Below are 23087 nucleotides of genomic sequence, written 5' to 3'. Positions count from 1 at the left end.
GCGCGTGCCCCGCTTCGCCCGTCGTCGGGGGTGCGCCTCTCGTCGAGGGCTGTCTCGCGTCGCTCGTTCACGGTGTCCGTACCTCCTCGTCGGCCCGGTGGCCGCAGGCGCCGGCTTCGGTCCAGCCGGGGCCGAGGTGCAGTCTCCCCCAGGCCGCGTCGTCGAGGTCCGCCAGGCGGTCGGCGTGGGCGCGGCCGGGCGGGGCGGCGAGGTCGCCGGGGACGGTGAGGGCGGCGGCGGCCCACAGATGGCCGTGGCGGATGCGGGTGCGCACCGGCAGGCCGCGCAGGGTGGCGGAGAGGAACCCGGCGGCGAAGGCGTCGCCGGCGCCGGTGGCCGCCACGAGGTCGACGTCGAGGGAGGGGACGAAGGTGGCGGGGCCGCCGCGCTCGCCGGCCGTGTCGCCGCCGCGCTCGCCCGTCGCGGTGGTGCGCTGGAACACGGTGGCGCCGCGCCTGCCCTGCTTGACGACCAGGAGGGCCGGTTCCGGCAGCGCGTCGCTGATGGCCTGCGCCCCGTGCAGGCCCCAGGCGTCCCGGGCCTCGTCGTCGCCGACGAAGACCAGGTCGGCGCCCCGGGCCAGGTCGAGCAGCGCCTGTGCCCGTGACGGCTCACGCCACAGCCCCGGCCGGTAGTTGACGTCGAAGGAGAGCAGCGGGCGGCCGGGGCGGCGGGCGGTCAGCTCGCGCATCAGGCCGAGGCAGTCCGCGGAGAGCGCCGCCGTGATGCCGGACAGGTGCAGGATCCGGCCGGAGCGGATCGCGTCGGGGTCCAGGTGCGCGGCCGTCATGGCGGAGGCGGCGGAGCCGGCGCGGTAGTAGGCGACCTCGTGGGTGTCGCCGGCGCGGTCGCCCGCGGTGCGGAAGTAGATGCCGGTGGGGCGCAGCGGGTCGCGCCGGACATGGGTGACGTCGACGCCGCAGTCGGCGATGGCGGCCAGCAGGTGGTCCCCGAAGCCGTCGGCGCCGACCCGGGAGATCCAGCGCGCGGTGTGGCCGGTGCGGGCGAGGGTGCAGGCGACGTTGGACTCGGCGCCGCCGATGGCGCGGTCGAAGGACGGTACGTCGGCGAGTCGGCCGGGCCGGGTCGGCAGGAAGGTGACCATGGACTCGCCGAGACAGACGACGTCGACGTCCGGGGCGGGTGTGCCGTCCCGGGCGGGGGTGCCGCCGGCGTTCGAGGGCCTGGTCACGATCGGTTCCGCTCCTTCGCTGTGGTGCCTGCCCGGACCGGGGTGGCGCGCGGGGTGCGGGCCGGGTGCGGCACGGGATTCCGGCCCCGTGCGGCGCGGCGTGCGGGCCGTTTCCCGCCGCTTGCGGCCGCGTTGCGCACCGTTGACCGGGCGATGGCTCGGATGTTAGACAGCGGTCAGCGATATGCGCAATGAGTGTTGCAGACAGTGCAACGAAGACTTTTGAGGAGGCCCCATGGCCGGCGAACGGCTCGCGCAGGGACTCGAGGAACTTGCCGGCGAGCGGGTCGATCACCGCTTCAAGGCGCTTCCCCCGGACGCCGAGGGCCGGACCGTCGGCGAGCTCGCCGCCGAGCGCCGCAACCTCTTCCGGGACGGCTTCACCACCCCCGTCCTCGCCCTCTCCGCCGAGTCCGTCGCCCACAACCTGGCCCTGATGGAGACCTACACCGAGCGGCACGGCCTGGCCTTCGCCCCGCACGGCAAGACCTGCATGGCGCCGCAGCTCTTCGCCCGGCAGCTGGCACACGGCGCCTGGGGCATCACCGCCGCCGTCCCCCACCAGGTCCGCGTCTACCGCCGTTTCGGCATCGACCGGATCTTCCTGGCCAACGAGCTCGTGGACGCGGCCGCGCTGCGCTGGCTGGCCGCCGAGCTCGCCGCCGACCCCGGCTTCCGCTTCGTGTGCTACGTCGACTCGCTGCGCGGCATCGAGCTGATGGACACCGCGCTGCGCGAGGCCGGCGCCACCCGTCCCGTGGACGTCGTCGTCGAGCTGGGCGCGGGCGAGGGCGCCCGTACCGGCGTGCGGACCGAGGCCGAGTGCCTGGAACTCGCCGACGCCATCGCGGGCGTGGACACCCTCCGCCTGGTGGGCGTCGCCGGCTACGAGGGCGAGGTGCCCGACGCCACCCCCGAGCGGGTGACCGCCTGGCTGCGCCGGCTGGTCGCCCTGGCCGTGGAGTTCGACGCGTCGGGCCGGTTCGCCGACCTCGACCAGATCGTCCTCAGCGCCGGCGGCAGCGCCTGGTTCGACGCGGTGGCCGAGGTCTTCGCCGAGGTCCCCGAACTGTCCGCCCCGGTCCTCAAGCTGCTGCGCTCGGGCGCGTACGTCTCGCACGACGACGGCCACTACAGCACGGTCACCCCCTTCCACCGCATCCCGGAGGAGGGTGCCCTGCGACCCGCCTTCCGCCTCTGGGCGCAGGTCGTCTCCCGCCCCACGCCCGAGCAGGCGTTCCTCAACGCGGGCAAGCGCGATGCGGCGTACGACCTGCATCTGCCGCAGGCCCAGGTCGTACGGTCCGGCCGGGACGGCACCCTGCGCCCGGCGGACGGCGTCACCGTCACCGGCCTGTCCGACCAGCACGCCTGGGTCGCCACCGAGCGGGCCGGCGACCTGGAGGTCGGCGACTGGGTCGGGCTGGGCCTGTCCCACCCCTGCACGTCCTTCGACAAGTGGCAGCTGATCCCGCTGGTCGAGCAGGACGGCACGGTCACCGACTACCTCCGCACCTTCTTCTAGAAGGCCCGGGGCCGGGATCACCTGCCCCCTCCCCGACCCCGGCGGTGCGTGCCGGCCCCCCGCGGCGCGCCCCGCCGGTCCCCCGCCCGGGGCCCGCACGGGCCCCGGGCCCAGGGCACCGCCCGACGGCCCGAAGGCACCGAGAAAGGCAGTCCCAGCCATGGACACCGTGCTCCGCGACGTCCGCGTCCTCGACGGGTCCGGCGGTCCGTCCTACCGCGCCGATGTCGCCCTGGCCGGCGGCCGGATCGCCGTGATCCACCGCGAGACCGACGGCGGCCCGCGCCCGGGCGCCGCCCGCGTGGTGGACGGCCACGGCCTCGCCCTCTCCCCCGGCTTCATCGACATGCATGCGCACAGCGACCTCGCGCTGCTGCGCGACCCGGCGCACGAGGCGAAGGCCGCCCAGGGCGTCACCCTCGAAGTCCTCGGCCAGGACGGCCTGTCGTACGCGCCGGTCGACGACCGGACCCTCGCCGAGGTCCGCACCCAGATCACCGGCTGGAACGGCGGCGGCCCCGGCGACACCTCCGTCGACTTCACCTGGCGCACCGTCGGCGGCTACCTCGACCGCCTCGACCACGGCTTCGACGGCCAGGGCATCGCCGTCAACGCCGCCTACCTCGTCCCGCAGGGCACCGTGCGGATGCTGGCCCTCGGCTGGGACGACCGGCCCGCCACCGCCGACGAGCTGGCGCGGATGAAGCAGCTGGTCGCCGAGGGCCTGGAGCAGGGCGCGGTGGGGCTGTCCTCGGGACTGACCTACACCCCGGGGATGTACGCCTCCGACGCGGAACTGACCGAACTGTGCCGGGTGGTGGCCCGCTACGACGGCTACTACTGCCCGCACCACCGCTCCTACGGCGCCGGCGCCCTCCAGGCGTACGAGGAGATGGTGGCGCTCACCCGCGAGGCCGGCTGTGCGCTGCACCTGGCGCACGCCACCATGAACTTCGGCGTCAACGAGGGCCGTGCGCCCGAGCTGCTCGCGCTCCTGGACGGCGCGCTGGACGCCGGCGCCGACCTCACCCTCGACACGTACCCCTACACCCCCGGCTGCACGACCCTGGTCGCGATGCTGCCGAGCTGGGCGAGCGAGGGCGGCCCGGAGGCGATCCTCGCCCGTCTGCGCGACGAGACGACGGCCGAGCGCATCCGCCGGGTCATGGAGGTCGAGGGCGCCGACGGCTGCCACGGGGTGCCCATCGCATGGGACACCATCGAGATCTCCGGGGTCGCGGACCCCGCGCTGTCCGGCTACGTCGGCAAGACCGTCGCCCGCAGCGCGGCGGAGCGCGGCGAGGAGCCGTGGGCGACCGCCCGGCGTCTGCTGACCGACGACCGCCTGGGCCCGACGATCCTGCAGCACGTCGGCCACGAGGACAACGTCCGCCGGATCATGCGCCACCGGGTCCACACCGGTGGCAGCGACGGCATCCTCCAGGGCCACAAGCCGCATCCGCGCGCCTACGGGACCTTCCCCCAGTACCTCGGCCGGTACGTCCGTGAGCTGGGGGTGCTGTCGCTGGAGGAGTGCGTGGCCCATCTGACCGGCCGCCCGGCCGCGCGCCTGCGGCTCCCCGACCGCGGCCTCGTCCGTGCGGGCCACCGCGCCGACCTCGTCCTCTTCGACCCGGAGACGGTCGCCGCCGGATCCACCTTCGACGCCCCCCGCACCCTGCCCACCGGCATCCCGCATGTGCTGATCGACGGCCGGTTCGTGATGGAGGACGGCCGGCGGACGGATGTCCTGGCAGGGCGGGCGGTACGGCGGACGGCGACGGGGCGCGGCCCGGGCTAGGGCCTGGGTCGGAGGTCGGGCCAAGGCGCCGCCGGGCCGCGGAGGTTGGCGTTACACGGCCGCTGCGGCCGCCTCGCCCGCCAGGGGTGTCCCCGACTTGTTGCCCACGACGCTCACGTCCGCGACGAACAACTGGAACAGCAGCTGGCTCGGTCCGGCTTCCCGGCCCTTCTTGCTCTTGGCCCCCTGCGCGACGGCGATGCTGAACGGCTCGTTCTCCTCCGCCTTCACCCCGATGTAGCCGGGCAGCGCGCCCTCGTTCGCATTGGCGTTCTGATAGTCGCCGCCCTGGGCGCTGCGGATCAACTCGCTGTTGTAGGAGGGCCCGAGGGCCATGTGCTGCGGCTGGAAGAGGAGTTCGTGCGCACCGGGCTTCAGCGTGAACTTCAGCATGACCTGATACGCCTCGCCGCCCATGCCGTGGTACGCGTCGGCCTGGGCCCGGTCGCCGAGGTGGGCACCGATGGTCATGCCCTTGTGCTCGGTCTTGAACCCCTTGGCCGAGCCCCCGCCGTCCGCCACGTACTGCAGGGCGGCGGCCTGTGCGGAACTGCCCCAGTACTCCGTGATGCCGATCGCCTCTTCGAGGCTCATGGCCCGGTACAGCTCCAGCTTCCCCGCCGTCTCCGGCTTGCTCTGCAGCTGGCGCAGGAGGTCCGGGCCGACGGTCGCGACGATCTCCTCCATCGTCCGCCCCTTCCCCGCCTTGGCCTTCTTGTTCTTCTTGGCCGCGTTGGTGAGGCTCACCTTGGCGGTGGCCATGTCCTTGGTGGCCTTGCCGTCGGCGCCCATGACCCCCGCCCGGCGTTCCCAGTGCTCGGTGGTCATGACGTTCTGCGGGTTCGCCGGGTTGTCGTGGTCGTAGGCGCGCTGCACCGCCAGGCGGGCGCCCTGCGCGGTAGCGGGCGCCTCGCGGCGTTGCAGGCTCTGAGCGGCCGGGGGGCCGGCGGCCATGGCCCGGGCGGCGTTCGCCTCGGCTTCGCGCTCGAAGCGGTCGGACGGGTCGGAGACCTTCAGTCCGCTGCCGTTGTCGGCACCGGCGACGGGGCCCTGGCGCTGCTGGATGACATGGGTGAGTTCGTGGGCCAGGGTGTGCTTGTCCGCACCGCCGTCACCGATGACGACGTGAGGGCCGCTGGTGTAGGCGTGGGCACCGACTTCGGCGGCCGAGGCCCTGGCGGCGGCGTCGTTGTGGATACGGACGTCGGAGAAGTCCGCGCCCAGCCGCGCCTCCATGTCGGCCCGGGTGGCGTCGTCCAGCGGCCGGCCGGGCGTGCGCAGCACCTCGTGGACGGCGGAGCGCTGCACCGCGGGCTGCGGTGCCGGCTCCGGCCCGGCGTGCCGGTGGCCGCACCCGGCGCCGTGCTGATGCTGCTCCTGGGACCACGGGTGGCCGGCCTGACGGAGCAGCTGGACGACCGCGGCGTTGCCCGCGCCGGCCCGCAGGCCGAGCAGGCCACGCGGCGGTTCGGGCGGGGCGGATGCGGGCTTGTGTACCGGGGTACGGCCGCTGCCCGCTGCGGCATGTCCGGCCTGCTCGTGATGGTGCACAGGGGTCCCTCTTCCGGCGCGAGTTCGTCGACCCTTTCTGGATACGTGCCGGGGGATCACCGGGGCAAGGTACGAAAGGGCAGCATGTGCTGACCGGACGGGCGCAGTTCGACGCCGGCCCTCCCACAGCCGGGGGGCGGTGGAAGGGCCGGCGGACCGAGCGGTTCCCGGGCTCAGGCCTCCGGAGCCGGGTAGGTCGGGTACTCCACGCCGGAGACGTGCTGGACGACCCGGATGACCTGGCAGGAGTAGCCGAACTCGTTGTCGTACCAGAGGTAGAGGATCGCGTTGTCGCCGTCGACCTTGGTCGCGCCCGCGTCGACGATCGAGGCGTGCCGCGAGCCCATGAAGTCGCTCGACACCGCGTCGGGCGCGGTGGTGAAGTCGATCTGGCGCTTGAGCGGCGAGGTCAGCGACACGGCGCGGAGGTGGTCGAGGACCTCCTCGCGGCTGGTCTCCCGGCCGAGCCGCAGGCTGAGGATCGCGATCGACACGTCCGGGACCGGGACCCGGATCGAGCTGCCGGTGATCGGGGCCGTGAGCTCGGGCAGCGCCTTGGCGACGGCCGAGGCGGCACCGGTCTCGGTGATCACCATGTTGAGCGGCGCGGAGCGGCCGCGGCGGTCGGCCTTGTGGTAGTTGTCCAGCAGGTTCTGGTCGTTGGTGAACGAGTGGACGGTCTCCACGTGGCCGCGCAGCACGCCGTACTCGTCCGCCATCGCCTTCAGCGGCGGGACGATCGCGTTGGTGGTGCAGGAGGCGCAGGACAGGATCTGCTCGTCCGGCTTGATCGTGTCGTGGTTGACGCCGTGCACGATGTTGGGGACGTCGCCCTTGCCCGGCGCGGTCAGGACGACCTTGTCGATGCCGGGGCGCAGGTGCTTCGACAGGCCGGCGCGGTCGCGCCACTTGCCGGTGTTGTCGATGAGGATGGCGTCCTTGATGCCGTACGCCGTGTAGTCGACCTCGGAGGGGTCGTTGGCGTAGATCACCTTGATCTCGTTGCCGTTGGCGATGATCGTGCTGTTCGCCTCGTCAACGGTGATCGTGCCCTGGAACTGCCCGTGGATGGAGTCGCGGCGCAGCAGCGAGGCGCGCTTGACGATGTCCTGGTCGCCGCCCTGGCGGACGACGATGGCGCGCAGCCGCAGGCCGTTGCCGGAACCGGTCTTCTCGATCAGCAGACGGGCGACGAGGCGGCCGATGCGGCCGAAGCCGTAGAGGACGACATCGCGCGGCTCGCGGCGCTCGATCTTGTCGGCACCGGTGGCGCCGGCGACGGCCTCGGCGGTGAACTCCGCCACCGACAGACCGCGGTCGTCGGTGCGGTACGCCTCGGCGAGCAGGGCGATGTCGATCTGGGACGGGCCGAGATCGAGCGAGGTGAGTGCCTGCAGGAACGGCAGCGTCTCGGTGACCGAGAGTTCCACACCGGCGATCTGCCGGGCGAACCGATGGGTCTTGAGGATGCTGACCACCGACTTGTTCACCAAGGAGCGGCTGTGCAGCAGGACCGTCACGTCCTGCTCGCGGTGCAGCTTCCCGATGATCGGGATCATCGACTCCGCGATCTCCTCGCGGTTCTTCCAGTTGGTGAACGAGTCGTCATTGACAGTCACAGGCTTATCTTTCGAGCTAGGCGGTGCTCATATGCTAGCGCCCCGCTCTTTTCATCATTCAAACGGTGCCCCCCGAGCGGGATGCCGCGATCGCGAACCAGCGCCACACCCGGGGCGGAATGCGCCGATATGCCGGATGTCAGCTTCCCTGTTTGTGGGGATTTCGGGACTTTCGTCGCTGTGTGACCCTTGCCATGGCAGCGGTGCGCCCGCCCGGCCGCGATCCGCACGAGACGCCACACCCCGCAACAGCGCGCCGTCCGCGCGGGAGGCCGCGGTCCGCGCCGCGCCCCGGGCCGATGACGGCACCCGGGCCGGGGCGGCGCGGAGTACGCGACGGGCTCCGGCCGCACCGCCGCCGGGAGCGCGGCCCCCTCGCGCAGCCGGAGCAGCAACTCCCCGGACCGGGGCAGCGCCACCAGGCCGTCGATCAGCGAGGTGAACTCCTGGTCGGCCACCATGTCGGGGAATCCACTGGGCAGTTGGCGCTCCAGCCGGCCGAGCACCTCGCCCCGCCGCTCCACGGCCCCTTCCGGCAGGTCGTGCTCGCGCAGGAAACGGGTCACCGCCCAGCCGCATCAGGCTGCTCTTGCCCATGCCCCAGCCGGCGTCGACGGCCAGCGTGAACGGGGTGGAGCCGCGGGAGGCGACCAGCAGCCCGGCGAGCTGGCGGGCGGCCCGGCCGGCGCCGAGCAGATCGTCGCCGGGCCCGGCCACCGGTTCGTCGTTGAGCAGCGCGAAGGGGCCGCGCGACGAGGGGGCGGGCGCCGCGGCCGAGGGGACGGCGGGCGGGGGTAAGTGCGCCGAGGTGACCATGCGCCCGGAGCGTACCGAGCCGCGCCTGCGCCCGCGGAATCAGCGGCGCCCCGCGAGCGGTAACCCGGCCGCGGACCACGGAGCGTCACTACGCGTGACACACCCCACACCGTCCGCTGACGGACGTGGGGAAAAACACCGGGCAGGGTCCGAAACGCGCCCGTAAGGTGGCGGACATGCAGGTGATCCAGTCAACGAAGCTCGCCAACGTCTGCTACGAAATCCGTGGCCCGGTGCTCGAGGAGGCCATGCGGCTGGAGGCGGCGGGTCACCGCATCCTCAAGCTCAACACCGGCAACCCGGCGGCGTTCGGCTTCGAGTGCCCGCCCGAGATCCTGGAGGACATCCTCCGCTCGGTCGGCACGGCACACGGCTACGGCGACGCGAAGGGCCTGCTCTCCGCCCGCCGGGCGGTGATGCAGCACTACCAGACCAAGGGCATCGACCTCTCCGTCGACGACATCTACCTGGGCAACGGCGTCTCCGAGCTCATCCAGATGTCCATGCAGGCGCTGCTGGACGACGGCGACGAGGTGCTGGTGCCGGCCCCGGACTACCCGCTGTGGACGGCGTCGGTCTCCCTCTCCGGCGGCACCGCCGTGCACTACCGCTGCGACGAGCAGGCGGACTGGATGCCGGACCTCGCCGACATCGAGCGCAAGGTCACCGACCGCACCAAGGCCATCGTCGTCATCAACCCCAACAACCCCACGGGTGCGGTGTACGACGACACGCTGCTGCAGGGCATCGCGGAGATCGCCCGGCGGCACAACCTGATCGTCTGCGCCGACGAGATCTACGACAAGATCCTCTACGACGGCGTCACCCACACCCCCTTCGCCTCGCTCGCCCCCGACCTGCTGACGCTGACCTTCAACGGCCTGTCGAAGTCGTACCGGGTGGCGGGCTACCGCAGCGGCTGGATGGCGGTCTGCGGCCCGAAGGCGCACGCCGCCTCGTACATCGAGGGCCTGACGATCCTCGCCAACATGCGGCTGTGCGCCAACATGCCGGCCCAGCACGCGGTCGCCACGGCCCTCGGCGGCCGCCAGTCGATCAACGAACTGGTGCTGCCCGGCGGCCGGCTGCTGGAGCAGCGCGACACCGCGTACGAGCTGCTGACCCAGATCCCCGGCGTCAGCTGCGTCAAGCCGAAGGGCGCGCTCTACGCCTTCCCGCGGCTCGACCCCCACGTCTACAAGGTCAAGGACGACCGCCGGATGGTGCTCGACCTGCTGCGCGCCGAGAAGATCATGATCGTGCACGGCACCGGCTTCAACTGGCCGGAGCCGGACCACTTCCGCCTGGTCACGCTGCCCAGCAAGGACGATCTGACGGACGCCGTCACCCGGATCGGCTCCTTCCTCGACGGCTACGGACAGTACTGACCCGGAGCCGTTTTCTGTACGAGCCATAACTTTAGACAGTGTCCAAGCTAGGATGGTCTCCTAGACGTTCTCAGGAGGCCGTCCCATGTACGAACCGATCCGCACCAAGTCGGTCCACACCATGGCCGCCGCCCCGGAGGTCCCGCACCGCTCCCGCGAGGAGGAGCTGGACATCCGGCTCGCCGGACAGCTCACCGCGCTGCTCACCGTCACCGACGAGCTGCACGCCCTGGCGACGCGGGAGGACGGCGGCGCAGCCCGCGGGGCCGCACCGGACGGCGCCGCACTCGCCGCCGCCGCCGAGCGCATCGCCGAGCAGGTCGCGCGGCTGAGCGGCGGCCACTATCCGCTGCGCGCCGAGCCCTCCGACGACGCCGGCCCGTCCCGGGCCGGCGCCCTGCAGCAGCGCGCCCACACCCTCGCCGGCAACGCCCTGGCGGTCGCCACGTCCCGCGGTGACGCGGCGGCGATGGCCCTGGCCGCGGAGCGGATGGAGGCACACGCCGCACCGCTGCGGGATCTCGCCACGGCGTGAGGCCCGCGGCCGGCCCGCACTCCTCCGGCGAGGGCCCGGCATCACTCCACCGGCCCAACGGGGCGGCCCGGCTTCCGCACTGCGGAGGGTGAACGAGCCGGGGCCCGCACGCAAACGAGCCGGGGCCCCGCACCCGAAGGTGCGGGGCCCCGGCCGGGCGGTGAGCGGTGCGGCGGTCAGCCGAGCCGCTGGACCAGAGCGCGGTACTCGTCCCACAGCTCCTTCGGCGTGTGGTCACCGAAGGTGTTGAGGTGCTCGGGGATCAGCGCCGCCTCCTCGCGCCACACGTCCTTGTCGACGGTCAGCAGGAAGTCGAGGTCGGCGTCGTCGAGGTCCAGGCCCTCGGTGTCCAGCGCCGCCTTCGTGGGCAGCACACCGATCGGCGTCTCGACGCCCTCGGCCTTGCCGTCCAGCCGCTCGACGATCCACTTGAGCACCCGGCCGTTCTCGCCGAAGCCGGGCCAGACGAAGCGGCCCTTGTCGTCCTTGCGGAACCAGTTGACGTAGTAGATCTTCGGCAGCTTGGACTGGTCCTTGTCCGCACCGACCTTGACCCAGTGCCCCATGTAGTCGCCCATGTTGTAGCCGCAGAACGGCAGCATGGCGAACGGGTCGCGGCGCAGCTCGCCGACCTTGCCCTCGGCCGCGGCGGTCTTCTCGCTGGCGACGTTGGCGCCGAGGAAGACGCCGTGCTGCCAGGTCAGCGACTCGGTCACCAGCGGTACGGCGCTGGCGCGACGGCCGCCGAAGAGGATCGCCGAGATCGGCACGCCCTTGGGGTCCTCCCACTCGGGCGCGATGATCGGGCACTGGCCGGCCGGGACGGTGAAGCGGGCGTTGGGGTGGGCCGCCGGGGTCCCGGACTCCGGGGTCCAGTCGTTGCCCTTCCAGTCCGTGAGGTGCGCGGGCTTCTCCTCGGTCATGCCCTCCCACCACACGTCGCCGTCATCGGTCAACGCGACGTTGGTGAATACGGAGTTGCCCCACATCGTCTTCATGGCGTTGGCGTTGGTGTGCTCACCGGTGCCGGGCGCGACGCCGAAGAATCCGGCCTCCGGGTTGATGGCGTAGAGACGGCCGTCCTCACCGAAGCGCATCCACGCGATGTCGTCGCCGATGGTCTCGACCGTCCAGCCGGAGATCGTGGGCTCCAGCATCGCGAGGTTGGTCTTCCCGCAGGCGCTCGGGAAGGCGGCGGCGACGTATTTGGCCTCGCCCTGCGGCGGGGTCAGCTTGAGGATCAGCATGTGCTCGGCGAGCCAGCCCTCGTCACGCGCCATGACGGAGGCGATGCGCAGCGCGTAGCACTTCTTGCCGAGCAGGGCGTTGCCGCCGTAGCCCGAGCCGTAGGACCAGATCTCGCGGTCCTCGGGGAAGTGCGAGATGTACTTGGTGGAGTTGCACGGCCACGGCACGTCGGCCTCGCCCTCGGCCAGCGGGGCGCCGAGGGTGTGCACCGCCTTGACGAAGAAGCCGTCCTCGCCGAGCTCGTCGAGCACCGGCTGTCCCATGCGCGTCATGGTGCGCATCGAGACCGCGACGTAGGCGGAGTCGGTGATCTCCACGCCGATCGCGGAGAGCGAGGAGCCCAGCGGGCCCATACAGAACGGGACGACGTACATCGTCCGGCCGCGCATCGAACCGCGGAAGATGCCCTTCTCGCCGGCGAAGATCTCCCGCATCTCGGCGGGGGCCTTCCAGTGGTTGGTCGGCCCGGCGTCCTCCTCCTTCTCGGAGCAGATGAAGGTGCGGTCCTCGACCCGCGCCACGTCCGAGGGGTCGGAGGCCGCGTAGTACGAGTTGGGGCGCTTGATCGGGTCGAGCTTCTTGAACGTGCCCTTGTCGACGAGCTCCTCGCACAGACGCTCGTACTCCGCCTCCGAGCCGTCACACCAGACGACCCGGTCGGGCTGGGTGAGTGCTGCGATCTCGTCGACCCAGGAGATGAGGTCCTGGTGACGGGTCGGATGGGCAGAGGGAGCCGCGTTGTCGCGCGCCACGATCGCTCCTAGATGAGGGTGTGGACGGATTTATGCCCGGTTTGCCGGAAAACCCGCTTCTTTTGTTTGTCTGCCCCTTGGGGGCCGCGACCCGGATGCTTCGTGACCGCTCATCCGGTGCCGACCGCACTCATTTGATCATCCGACCCGGATAGAGTTCTGTCCAGAGGGCACCTTCGTGACCGTCACCACTTCGGCATGAATCCGTAACTTACGGTCGCGTAGGTAGCATGACGACCATGACTTCCGCGCCTGACGCCGCCGAGAGCCAGCCCTCCTCCGCGCCGCCCGCGGCCGCGGCTGTCGCCGCCGCGGCCGCGCCCCTCAAGCCCAAACTGCGCGGCTGGCTGCACGCCGGAATGTTCCCCGCCGCCCTGCTTTCCGGCGTCATACTCACCGCCCTCGCCGACAGCCCCCGCGGCCGCCTGGCCTGCGCGATCTACACCATGACCGCCTGCCTGCTCTTCGGCGTCAGCGCGCTCTACCACCGGGGCAATTGGGGGCCGCGGGCCGACGGCGTGCTGCGCCGGCTCGACCACGCCAACATCTTCCTGATCATCGCGGGCACCTATACGCCGCTGACGATGCTGCTCATGCCCGGCTCCCGCGGCCAGGCACTGCTCTGGGCGGTCTGGGCGGCCGCACTGGCCGGGATCCTCTTCCGGGTCTTCTGGGTCGGCGCCCCGCGCTGGCTCTACACCCCCTGCTACATCGCCATGGGCTGGGCCGCGGTCTTCTTCCTGCCCGACTTCCTGCACACCGGCGGTGTCGCCGTCCTGGTACTGGTCATCGTCGGCGGGCTGCTCTACAGCGCGGGCGGCGTGATCTACGGGATCAAGCGCCCCAACCCCTCGCCCCGCTGGTTCGGCTTCCACGAGGTCTTCCACTCCTTCACCCTGGCGGCCTTCGTCGTGCACTACGTCGGCATCTCCCTGGTGGCCTATTCGCACGCCTGAGCCCCCGACCCCGAGGGCCCGCCCCCGGGCCCGCCGTATGGCCGCGACCCCGAGGTCGCGGCCATACGGCGCTTCACGCCTCCGCGCACCGGCCCCCGCCCACCCTCCGGGTTTCCTCTCATGCGCCGGGCCCCGTCTCACACGCCGGGCGCACGGGGCACCCCTCCACGCGACGCCCCCTCCCCCGCGCCGACCCTCCCCCTGCATTCACCGAACGTCATCACGGTCACGCACAGCGTGACACGCCCCACTGACAATCCGGTCTGCCGGCCGCGGACCGCCCGTCCCGCGCACGAAACCGGCCGTGGCCTCCCGGCAGCCCGATGCCCGACAATGCTGCGCATGGCCGCAGCTATCTCCGCCAGCACACCGCCCGGGGCGCCGATCGGGCGGCGGGAGCGGAAGAAGATCCAGACCCGGCAGGCGATCCGGCGGGCCGCCTACCGGCTCTTCGAGGAGCACGGGTACGACGCGACCCCCGTCGACCGGATCGCCGAGGCCGCCGAGGTCTCCCCGAGCACCGTCTTCCGCTACTTCCCCGCCAAGGAGGACATCGTGCTCACGGACGAGTACGACTCCGTACTGGAGACGGGGATCCGGGCCCGCCCCGCGGACGAGCCGGTGATCGAGTCGGTGCGGCAGGTCAGCATCGAGGCGCTGCGCGCGATGACCGCGCAGGACCGGGGCGAACTCGTCCAGCGCGTCCGGCTGATCCGTGAGGTCCCCGCCGTCCGGGGCCGTACGGCGGAGCGCACCGCACGGGACGCCGCGATGCTCACCACCGTCCTGGCGGAGCGTTCCGGCCGGCCGGCCGACGACCTGGAGCTGCGGGTGATCAGCGCCGTGATCCTGGCCGCGCTCCAAGAGGCGCTGCTCCACTGGGGCGAGAGCGTCCGGACCACCGATGCCGAGGCGTCGGTCCACCGGGCCATGGACGTCCTGGGGCGTGGACTCACGCTCTGAGGGCGGGGCGCCCAGGGGATGTCGGGGGCGGCGTCGAGGCCGGGGGCTGGGTGGGGGCCGGGGGCGGGCTTGCGTCCGGTCCCGAGGCCGAGCCGGGCGACGGGGCCGGGGCCGGGGCCGGCGGCAGGGGCCGTGCCTGTGGGCGCGTCCAGGCGGAAGATCGGGCCGCTGTCCGCCCCGGCGCGGGTCACGGCGGCCGGCCCCGCCGACCCGTCCGGTGCCCCCGGTGCTGCCGGCTCCGGCGCCGTCGCGTCCGGTTCGCCCAGCCGGGCCGCGAGGCGCGCCCGCAGGTGCGACAGCCGCTCGATACGGGCATCCAGGTCGGCGAGCCGGCGCCGGGCGACCGCTTCCACCGCCGAGCAGCGCTCCGCGCCCGCGCCCCGGGGAATGAGGCCCGGCACCCCACCGGGCGGCATCGTGGGCAGCAGATGCGCGAACGCCCGCACGTCCCCCACCGTCAGCCCGGCGTCCCGCAGTTCGCGCACCGCCCGCAGGCGGCGGATGTCCTCCGCGTCGTACACCCGGTGGCCGGACGGTGCCCGACGGGCCGTCACCAGCCCCTGCTGCTCGTAGTAGCGCAGCGCCCGCGGCGTCATCCCGGCGGCCGCGGCGGCTTCCCCGATGCGCATCTCCCCTCCCCCTCCGGCGGGTTCAGCCACGCCGCTCCCGGTCGGGGCGGCCGTCCTCGTGCCGGGTAGGGGCGGCGTCCAGCACCCGCTCGATACCCGCCGCCCCGTACAACAGGCCCTCGTCCGCCCCGTGGCCACCGACGAGCTGGAGCCCGAGCGGCAGCCCGTCCGCGGCCCGGCCGGCGGGCACGCTGACGGCCGGCAGGCCGGCGTTGCTCCAGGGCAGGCACATGATCGAGCTGCCCGTGGTGGTGAGGTCGGCGGGCGCGGGGCCGGTGGCCGACGGGGCGATCCACAGGTCGATGCCGGCGGCGGCACCGTCCGCGGCGAGCCGTGCGCGGAAGGCCGCGCGCCGTTCCCGGGCCGCTTCGTAGGCGGCGTCCCCGATCGCGTGCCCCTGCCGGACGGCCGAGGTGGTCTCGGGGCGGTAGCGGTCGCCGAAGCGGGCGAACCAGTCGGCGTGGGCGCGGGCGACCTCGTAGCGGTTCATCGTGAAGAGCTGCTCCACGATCTGCTCGAAGTCGTCCATCACCGGCACCTCGTGGACGGTGTATCCGGCGGCCCGCAGCAGTTCCTGCTGCGCCGCGAAGGCGCCCAGCGCCTCGTCGCCGGCGCGCTCCAGGTAGGGGCCGGCCGGCACGCCCAGCACCGGGAGGGCTCCCCGCCCCGCCGCTTCCGGTGCCCGCCAGCCGTCGACCAGCACCGACGCGGCCAGCGCGACGCCTGCCACGTCCGTGGCGTAGCACCCGAGGGTGTCGAAGCCGGTGGCGTTGGGGATCACGCCGTCGAGCGGGATCCGCCCGTAGGTCGGCTTGAAGCCGACCACGCCGCAGTACGCGGCGGGCCGGATCATCGACCCGACGGTCTGCGTCCCGATGGCCAGCGGCACCATCCCGGCGGCGACCGCGGCCGCCGACCCGCTGCTCGAACCACCGGGCGTATGCGCCGGGTGGTGCGGATTGCGGGTCGGCCCGGGGGCGGTGACCGCGAACTCCGCGGTCACGGTCTTGCCCGCGATCAGGGCACCTGCGGCGCACAGCCGGTCGACGACGGCGGCCTGCGGGCCCCCGAGCACCTCGGGCGGCAGCGCCGAGCCCGCGCGGGTGGGCAGTCCGTCGACGCGCACGATGTCCTTGATGCCGACGGGGACGCCATGGAGGGCGGGCCGGTCGGCGGCGTCCCCCCGGCCCGCGGCGGCCCGCCGGCGGGCCGCCTCCAGGAGCCGCGTACGCCGCCCCGCCTCCGGCACGAAGGCCCGCACCTGCGCCTCGACGGCGTCGATCCGGTCGCAGGTGCGGCGGGCCGCTGCGACGGGGTCGTCCGTGCCGGCCCGCAGCGCCGCGGCCTCCTGGACGAGCGATCGGTGTCCGAGCAAGGTGGTCACTCGTGCAGGCTACAACCGGCGACCGACAGCGGCGGGTGCCTCGCCCCGCCGCCCGGCGACGCGGTGCCGCGGCCTCACAACTCCACGAGCACGGCGCCCAGATGACGCCCCTCGGTCAGCTCGCGCAGGGCCCGCGGCGCCTGCTCGATCCCCTGCAGCCGGGTGTGCGGGAAGGTGAGGGTGCCCTCGCGCAGCCCCTCGCCGAAGCGCTGGTTCCACTCGGGGATCAGGTCCAGGTGATCGTAGAGGGCGACGCCGCGCAGGGTGACGCTGCGGGAGAGCAGCGAGAGGGTGTCGATCTCGACCGTGGTGGCCCCGACGTCCCCGGAGAGCTGGCCGGCGAGCGCGCCGACGACGGCGATCCGGGCGCCACGGTTGGCGAGGGCGAGGGCGGCCCGCAGTTGTTCGCCGCCGACGTTGTCGAAGACCGCGTCGATGCCTTCCGGGGCCGCCGTGCGCAGTTGCTCCTCGATGGGGCCCGCGCCACGGATCACCACCGCGTCATAGCCGAATTCCTTGATCAGCCGGTCCCCCTTCTCCCGCGACCCCGTGCTGCCGATGACCCGGGCGGCGCCGCGCAGCCGGGCGATCTGGCCCGCCAGGGAGCCCACGCCGCCCGCCGCGCCGGTGACGAAGACGGTGTCGCCGGGGCGCACTTCGGCGCCGCGCACCACCCCCATCCAGGCGGTGGGGCCCTGCGAGAGGTATGCCGCCGGGTCGGGCAGCAGGCCGGGGTCGAGCCGCTGCGCCTGGTCGGCGTCCACCACGGCGTACTCGCGCCAGCCGAGGCGGTGTTCCACCAGGTCGCCGGGGTGCAGGTCGGTCCCCGGCGCGGCGGCGACCACCTCGCCGAGGGCGGCGCCGTGCAGCGGTTCACCGATCTCGTAGGAGGGCATCGGCACCACGCCGGCCTCGTCCATCAGCGTGCGCATCACGGCGGCGACGCCCATCACGGTGTTGCGGACCAGCACCTGTCCGGGCCCGGGTTCCGGAACCGGCACCTCCACGACCTCGAAGAGATCATCGGTGACGGGCCCCTGGGGGCGGGCGGCCAGGCGGACTTCACGGTGTGTGCGCTCTGTCATGCCCCGAGGCTAGAACCTGACGCGCACGTCAAGGTCAAACCCGCCGCCGGCCCCAGGGGCCTGCGCCCCTACCTGCCGAGCCGTTCCGTCAGCTCCTCCGGGTCCGTCGTCGGCCGCTCGCAGGTGAAGCGACGGCAGACATAGGCGGCAGGAAGGCCGTCGACCAGGGGACGGTCCTTCAGGAGCGGCACCTCGTCGACCCCGGGTTCGCCCAGCGCGACGACCGCCCCCGGGGCGGTGCCGAGCAGCGCGGCGCGGTGCAGCGCGGTGGTGGCCGGATCACCCTGCGGGCCGACGACGGCGACCTCGCGCGGACCGTCCAGCGCGGCCTCGGCGACGGCCAGCCCCCAGCCGATGAAGCGCGGGGCCCGGCCGCCCAGCGCGGTGACGATGCCCAGGGCCCGCTCCGCGGCGTCCCGGTGGAGGTCGCTGCCGGTCAGCGCCGCATACGACAGCAGAGCACCGGCCGCGGCGGTCCACCCGGAGGGCGTCGCGTTGTCCGTCGGGTCCTGGGGGCGGCGGATCAGGGCCTCGGCGTCGGCCGCGGTGTCGTAGAGCGCACCGTCCTCGGTGGTGAACTGGAGCAGCACGGTGTCCAGGAAGAAACCCGCGAACTCCGCCCACACGCCCTCCCCCGTGACCGAGGCCAGGGTGAGGAAGCCCTCCGCGACATCGGCGTAGTCCTCCAGGACACCGGAGTTGGCGCCGGGCGTGCCGTCGCGGGAGGTGCGGTGCAGCCGGGCCTGCCAGTCCATGTGGACGCGGACCAGCAGGTCGGCGGCGTCGGTGGCGGCCTGGATCAGGTCCGGCCGGTCGAAGTAGGCGCCGGTCTCGGCGAGCGCGGCGATGGCCAGCCCGTTCCAGGAGGCGACGACCTTGTCGTCCCGGCCGGGGCGCGGCCGCGCCTCCCGCGCCGCGAGCAGCCGCTGCTTGACGGAGGCCATCCGGTCGGCGTCCACCGGGCCGTCCGCGTCCGGGAGTTGGAGGACCGAGGCGCCCTCCTCGAAGGTGCCTTCCCGGGTGACGCCGAAACGGGCGGCGGCGAACTCCGCGTCCTCCTCGCCCAGTACGGCGCGCAGCTGCTCGGGCGTCCAGACGTAGTAGGCGCCCTCGACGTGCCTGCCGGTGCCCGAGCCGTCGTCACTGTCGGCGTCCAGCGCGGAGGCGAATCCGCCCTGCTCGGTGCGGAGTTCGCGGACCATGAAGTCGGCGGTCTCGACGGCGATCCGGCGGGCGAGGTCCGAGCCGGTGGACCGCCACAGATGGGCGTAGGTCCGGCACAGCAGGGCGTTGTCGTAGAGCATCTTCTCGAAGTGCGGCACGGTCCAGGTGGCATCCACCGCATAGCGCGCGAAACCGCCGCCGAGCTGGTCGTAGATGCCGCCGCGGGCCATCGCCCCACAGGTCGCCTGCACCATCTCCAGGGCCCCGGCGGACCCGGTGCGGGCGTGGTGGCGGAGCAGGAACTCCAGCACCATGGACGGCGGGAACTTGGGCGCGCCGCCGAACCCGCCGTTCACCGCGTCGAATTCGCGGGTCAGCCCCATCAGGGCGCCGTGCAGCTCCTCCGGCCGCGGGGGCCGCCGGTCCGCGGGCAGCGACTCGGTCAGCGACCGCCCGGCCAGGTCGGCGACGATCCGGCCGGCCACCTCGCCGACCTCGTCACGCCGGTCGGCCCAGGCACTGCGCACCCCCTCCAGGATCTGCCCGAAGGACGGCATGCCGTGGCGCGGCTCGGGCGGGAAGTAGGTACCGAAGTAGAAGGGCTCGGCATCGGGGGTGAGAAACACGGTCATCGGCCAGCCGCCCTGCCCCGTGGCGGCCTGCACGGCCTCCATGTACACGGCGTCGACGTCGGGACGCTCCTCGCGGTCGACCTTGACCGCCACGAAATGCTCGTTGATCAGGTCCGCGGTGGTCTGGTCCTCGAAGCTCTCGTGCGCCATCACGTGGCACCAGTGGCACGCGGAGTAGCCGACCGACAGCAGTACGGGTACGTCGCGCCTCTTTGCCTCTTGCATCGCCGCCTCTCCCCACGGCCACCAATCCACCGGGTTGGAGGCGTGCTGGAGCAGGTAGGGCGACTGGGAGTCGGCCAGGTGGTTCATACCGGCATCGTCGCATGATCCGGAGCGTCCGGCCCAGCACCCGGGGTGGTTTCACCCGGGCAAGGTGCCGCATTTGCCGGGATGAAACCTGCGCTCAGAGGTCGTTTTCATCGGTGAAGTCTGTTTGCTCGCGGCACGCCCCCGCAATGAGAAGCAGCTTGCGGGGTTTGCGCTATCGGCATTTCCCGCGGGCTTCACCGGAGGTCCGAATTACCGGTCTCATCCGGTGAAGCCTTTTTCATTACCAAGAGGGCAGAGATCACCCCTTCGTCCTGCGCGCCGCATGCGGTCCGGCGCACGACACGCATGAGTCACGGAGTGGATTCACTTGAGGTGGTGCAAATCATCTGAAACGACCTCTCGAAAAGAGCTCAGACCGACGCGTGGGGCTTTCCGGAGGCTCTACCGCATCGACATGCCGAAGTCACCCGGGCATGCCGTCGCCGGCGTAGCGTGCGCGACGGCCGCTCGGCCGCCACTGCACTGTGCGGTGGCGTCATGCCTGGTGAGAGGGGCCTGCTGGGGCGAGGACCGGGGGTGTCCAAGGGGCGGAACGCGATCATTGCCACCTGATCACCGGCTGAATATATTTCCCAAAGACCAGTCCGGCAGGGGGCACTTGCCCCGGCGGGGGACCGTGGCCCGCCAATGAGCCTCGCCCGTACAGGGCTTCGTGATTTGGAGGATGTGTGCATCTCGGCCCTCGTTCGCAGCGCCATACAACCGGCGGCCTCTCGGCGCCCCGTGCCGGCGAAAAGCCCGAAGAAGGCGAACCTCGCCAAAGAGCCGCGACAGCGCTGCGCTCTTCGGTACCCGATGTGCTGGACGCTTACCAAGCCGGTCTGCTGCGGGTGGAAAGCATGCTGGCCGAGCGGTCGGATCTGTGGTCGTCGTGCCGGCGGCAGGCCGTGGCGATCATCGACGATTGCATTGCCACCCTGGAGCAGGGGGGCCTGCCGGACACCACGGCGGCGGAGGATTACACACGGCTTCTCGGTGTGAACCGAGCCCTGCAGAGAGTGCCGGTCGCCGAATCGGTGCGGGCTGCCGAGCTGTTGTGGTCGGCCCTCCAGCCGGCGGTCCATGCGGCGGCGGCGTCGGCGGCGCCGCCGCAGCGGGCGGTGATCTGGCAGCAGGTGAACGCGGCCTTCCGGGCCGCTTGTTCGGTGCGTCTCTACGCCGGAAGCCAAGGATACGAAGAGACGCGCGATCAGATCCTTTCCCCTGCTGCCCCCCACTCCCCCGAGATGCAGACGCACCACCCCGCGCCGGCGCATGACGAGAGGGGTGAGGCCCCGGAGGAACTGACCCCGCGGGAGCGTCAGATCCTCGACGCGGTGGCCTTGGCGCTGACCAATCGTCAGATCGCTTCCCAGTTGGACATCAGCGAGGGAACCGTGAAGCGCCACCTCTACAACATCTTCAACAAACTCGGGGCGACGTCCCGGATGGACGCGGTTCTGAAGGGCGCGGAGCGGAGATGACCGTCCCCACGGGCGCGACCGTACGGCCGGCTGGAGCGGCGCCGGGGTCACCGCGAACCCACTAGCGTCACGAGCATGACAAGGTTCGCGGTGTACTGCGTGATCATGAACGCCCGGTAGGCGTCCCGGCGCGCATGTCGATCGCGGTGCTCGGTGTGCCTGCCGCGCAGGCAGCGCACCGTCACCCACCCTGCGCCGAGCGCCAGCGGGAGGGTGCCCGGCAGGACGGCGGGTGCCCAGGCCCCCGCGGCCGCGGGGGCGCCGACGCCCACGGCCAGGGCACCCGCGATCGCGAGGCGCCTGGCGGCGTGCAGGCCGCGGGTGGCGGCGAGCGTGCGCCTTCCCGCTCCGGCGTCGCCCTCCGCATCGCTGAAGTCCTTCACCACGGCACCGACCAGGGCCATCCACGCGGCCATGGCGGTGGCGAACACGACGGCGGGAACGGTGAGGCCGTTCCCGACTGCCGCCGCACCGCCCGCGTAGGACGTCCAGCCGAGGCCGAACACCACGACCGCGCACGGAAGGCTCGCCTGCTTCGCGGCCAGGGGTGGCGCCGAGTACACCCATCCCAGCGCGAGGAAGGCAACGACCCAGCCGATCAGTCCGCCGCACAGGGCGGACAGCAGCAGGGCGAGCAGCGCCGCGGTCAGCGTGACCGCGACGGCACGGCGAAGCGGCAGGGCGGCCCGGGCAATGGGGCGTTCGGAATGGTTCCGGCGGTCCTCGTCCACGTCCATCACGCCGTTGAACAGGTAGGCGAAGACGCTCGCGCACAACCATGCCGCCGCCCCTGCCAGGATCCGGGGGAGCCGGGGGTCGCCCTGCGTTGCGAAGGCCGTTCCCGTCACGAACCGCAGCAGGAAGGCAATCTGCACGGCGGGCCGTGCTTCGGTCCAGCACAGGCGAGCGGTTCGCGCGGCGACGGAGACCCTTCCCCGCCTGGGTAAGCGGGCACCGTCCGACATTTCGATGACAGCAACCATGGGGGGAGCGTAGAAGAGCTCCTCGCACGCCGGGGGGCTTCTACAACCAAGGTGGCAGCAGTTGAGCAACTGCCCGCCGTCGTCAGGCGACTCCGGTGGAGGCCGGGGCGTCGGTCTCCTGCGCTGCCGGGGTCCGGTCGGCCTGCGTCACGCCGTGCTCCTGCGGGCGGCGGTGCTCGGCATGGGCCACCGCGCTCGCCGCAAGCAGCAGCAGAACGACGGCGACGGTTCCCTGCACCGCGAGGGGGTAGCCGAGAGCGCCCTGGACGAGGTAGGCCAGGCCGGGCTGAGCAGCGAGGAGAGCCATGGTGACCGTGGCCGCCGTACGTTGGGCACCGACCTGAAGGGCGTAGAGCGGAATCACCACGCCGGCGAAGGCCACCAGCGCCGTCACTCCCCAGCCCAGGTGCGGGCGCTCGACGAGCTGACCATTGACCAGAGCGGCCGCGGCGGACACGTAGGTCAGGTGGAAGCGGTGCGCCATCACGACGGACGGCGCGACCCCGCGCTCCCCGAGTTGGCGGGAGAGCCGGGCGAGCACCGTGGCCCCGATGCCGGCGAGCAGGGCGAGCGCGGCGCCGGCGGCGCTCGCGGCCGGGCCGGACTGCCATGACGAGGTGTCGAGCAGGGCGGGCTGTACGGCTGCTGCGGTGACCAGCGAAGCCACGAACAAGCCCACCGAGCGGAGCCAGTCCGCGGCCGGACGGGCCTGACCCGACAGCCGGGCGAGGATGCTCGCGGCGACCGGACCGACGCCGGCCATCAGGCTGGCCGCGAACGCCGCCGGTACCCACACCAGCGCCACATACAGGCCGAGGAAGGTGACCGCGCTGGCCGCGTTGAGCGCGGCGAACTGGCGCCATTGCCCAACTCCCGCCGACGGGTACTTGCTCGGGCGGTTCCTGCTCCTGCTCACTCGGTTGACCGCCAGGAAGAGCAGGGTGCACCCGAGGAAGGCGAGCAGGGAGAAACGCAGGCTGTCACCGCTGCTGATGCGGCCGGAAAGGAAGGCCTCGGCAGCCGCCTGCATCAGCACCGAGAAAGCGATCAGGGCTATGGCACGCATCG

17 protein-coding genes and 2 pseudogenes are annotated in these 23087 nt (G+C 72.6%); 7 read left to right on the top strand and 12 right to left on the bottom strand.

The window, feature by feature from the left end; genetic code table 11:
• Positions 1-67: 67 nt before the first annotated feature.
• Positions 68-1105 carry a sugar kinase gene (locus AB0411_RS18725; RefSeq protein WP_437042595.1) on the bottom strand — a complete coding sequence of 346 codons (1038 nt, stop codon included), beginning with the start codon at positions 1103-1105 and terminating at the stop codon, positions 68-70.
• Between the two features lie 322 nt (positions 1106-1427).
• Between AB0411_RS18725 and AB0411_RS18720 the strand changes: the two genes are divergently transcribed.
• Complete coding sequence (locus AB0411_RS18720) at positions 1428-2717, top strand: amino acid deaminase (protein ID WP_366418389.1); 1290 nt, start codon at positions 1428-1430, stop codon at positions 2715-2717.
• Between the two features lie 160 nt (positions 2718-2877).
• The gene (locus tag AB0411_RS18715) at positions 2878-4518 is read left to right on the top strand and encodes an N-acyl-D-amino-acid deacylase family protein (protein ID WP_366418388.1); all 1641 of its coding nucleotides are present in this window, start codon (positions 2878-2880) and stop codon (positions 4516-4518) included.
• Positions 4519-4569: 51 nt separating this feature from the next.
• On the opposite strand, the gene AB0411_RS18710 is transcribed toward AB0411_RS18715, so the two are convergent.
• From AB0411_RS18710 to AB0411_RS18695, 4 genes and pseudogenes are all read right to left on the bottom strand, one after another.
• A complete protein-coding gene (locus AB0411_RS18710; protein ID WP_403146968.1) occupies positions 4570-6069 on the bottom strand; it encodes an eCIS core domain-containing protein in 1500 nt (499 codons plus the stop codon).
• Between the two features lie 173 nt (positions 6070-6242).
• Positions 6243-7688 carry a glyceraldehyde-3-phosphate dehydrogenase gene (locus AB0411_RS18705; protein WP_366418387.1) on the bottom strand — a complete coding sequence of 482 codons (1446 nt, stop codon included), beginning with the start codon at positions 7686-7688 and terminating at the stop codon, positions 6243-6245.
• Positions 7685-8254 (bottom strand): hypothetical protein, encoded by a 570-nt coding sequence (locus tag AB0411_RS18700; RefSeq protein ID WP_366418534.1) that lies wholly within the window; start codon positions 8252-8254, stop codon positions 7685-7687. The genes AB0411_RS18705 and AB0411_RS18700 overlap by 4 nt, the downstream gene beginning before the upstream one ends.
• Positions 8255-8276: 22 nt before the next feature.
• A pseudogene (locus AB0411_RS18695) lies at positions 8277-8504 on the bottom strand (P-loop NTPase fold protein); the annotation flags it as partial.
• A 176-nt stretch (positions 8505-8680) separates the two neighbouring features.
• Here AB0411_RS18695 and AB0411_RS18690 point away from each other — a divergent pair.
• Together AB0411_RS18690 and AB0411_RS18685 are read left to right on the top strand one after the other, a co-directional pair.
• The gene (locus AB0411_RS18690) at positions 8681-9892 is read left to right on the top strand and encodes a pyridoxal phosphate-dependent aminotransferase (RefSeq protein WP_366418386.1); all 1212 of its coding nucleotides are present in this window, start codon (positions 8681-8683) and stop codon (positions 9890-9892) included.
• 85 nt (positions 9893-9977) lie between these two features.
• Entirely contained in the window at positions 9978-10427 is a 450-nt protein-coding gene (locus tag AB0411_RS18685; protein WP_366418385.1) for a hypothetical protein, read from the top strand.
• A gap of 176 nt (positions 10428-10603) precedes the next feature.
• Here the strand turns inward: AB0411_RS18685 and AB0411_RS18680 are convergent, their stop codons facing one another.
• Positions 10604-12427 (bottom strand): phosphoenolpyruvate carboxykinase (GTP), encoded by a 1824-nt coding sequence (locus AB0411_RS18680; RefSeq protein ID WP_366418384.1) that lies wholly within the window; start codon positions 12425-12427, stop codon positions 10604-10606.
• Between the two features lie 239 nt (positions 12428-12666).
• Here AB0411_RS18680 and trhA point away from each other — a divergent pair, with 239 nt between their 5' ends.
• Positions 12667-13383, top strand: a complete 717-nt coding sequence (gene trhA, locus AB0411_RS18675) for a PAQR family membrane homeostasis protein TrhA (protein WP_366418383.1) — start codon at positions 12667-12669, stop codon at positions 13381-13383.
• Between the two features lie 333 nt (positions 13384-13716).
• The gene (locus AB0411_RS18670) at positions 13717-14346 is read left to right on the top strand and encodes a TetR/AcrR family transcriptional regulator (RefSeq protein WP_366418382.1); all 630 of its coding nucleotides are present in this window, start codon (positions 13717-13719) and stop codon (positions 14344-14346) included.
• A 497-nt stretch (positions 14347-14843) separates the two neighbouring features.
• On the opposite strand, the pseudogene AB0411_RS38150 reads toward AB0411_RS18670, so the two are convergent.
• The 4 genes and pseudogenes from AB0411_RS38150 to AB0411_RS18650 all read right to left on the bottom strand — a co-directional run.
• Positions 14844-14942, bottom strand: a pseudogene (locus AB0411_RS38150) (MerR family transcriptional regulator); the annotation flags it as partial.
• Between the two features lie 55 nt (positions 14943-14997).
• The gene (locus tag AB0411_RS18660) at positions 14998-16359 is read right to left on the bottom strand and encodes an amidase (RefSeq protein WP_366418381.1); all 1362 of its coding nucleotides are present in this window, start codon (positions 16357-16359) and stop codon (positions 14998-15000) included.
• Between the two features lie 74 nt (positions 16360-16433).
• On the bottom strand, positions 16434-17444 hold the full coding sequence (locus AB0411_RS18655) for an NADP-dependent oxidoreductase (protein WP_366418380.1): 1011 nt from the start codon (positions 17442-17444) through the stop codon (positions 16434-16436).
• A gap of 68 nt (positions 17445-17512) precedes the next feature.
• Positions 17513-19552, bottom strand: a complete 2040-nt coding sequence (locus tag AB0411_RS18650; protein ID WP_366418379.1) for a thioredoxin domain-containing protein — start codon at positions 19550-19552, stop codon at positions 17513-17515.
• 818 nt (positions 19553-20370) lie between these two features.
• Between AB0411_RS18650 and AB0411_RS18645 the strand changes: the two genes are divergently transcribed.
• Positions 20371-21036, top strand: a complete 666-nt coding sequence (locus tag AB0411_RS18645) for a helix-turn-helix transcriptional regulator (protein WP_366418378.1) — start codon at positions 20371-20373, stop codon at positions 21034-21036.
• Positions 21037-21083: 47 nt separating this feature from the next.
• Here the strand turns inward: AB0411_RS18645 and AB0411_RS18640 are convergent, their stop codons facing one another.
• Together AB0411_RS18640 and AB0411_RS18635 are read right to left on the bottom strand one after the other, a co-directional pair.
• Complete coding sequence (locus tag AB0411_RS18640; protein WP_366418377.1) at positions 21084-21911, bottom strand: UbiA family prenyltransferase; 828 nt, start codon at positions 21909-21911, stop codon at positions 21084-21086.
• A gap of 190 nt (positions 21912-22101) precedes the next feature.
• A complete protein-coding gene (locus tag AB0411_RS18635; RefSeq protein WP_366418376.1) occupies positions 22102-23085 on the bottom strand; it encodes a hypothetical protein in 984 nt (327 codons plus the stop codon).
• Between the last annotated feature and the right edge of the window lie 2 nt (positions 23086-23087).

Origin of the sequence: Streptomyces angustmyceticus, from assembly GCF_040701845.1 — a bacterium.
In the GTDB taxonomy this organism is placed as follows: Bacteria; Actinomycetota; Actinomycetes; order Streptomycetales; family Streptomycetaceae; genus Streptomyces; species Streptomyces angustmyceticus_A.
Note: the sequence above shows the minus strand (reverse complement) of the source record. Positions and strands in the feature narration are given on the sequence as shown.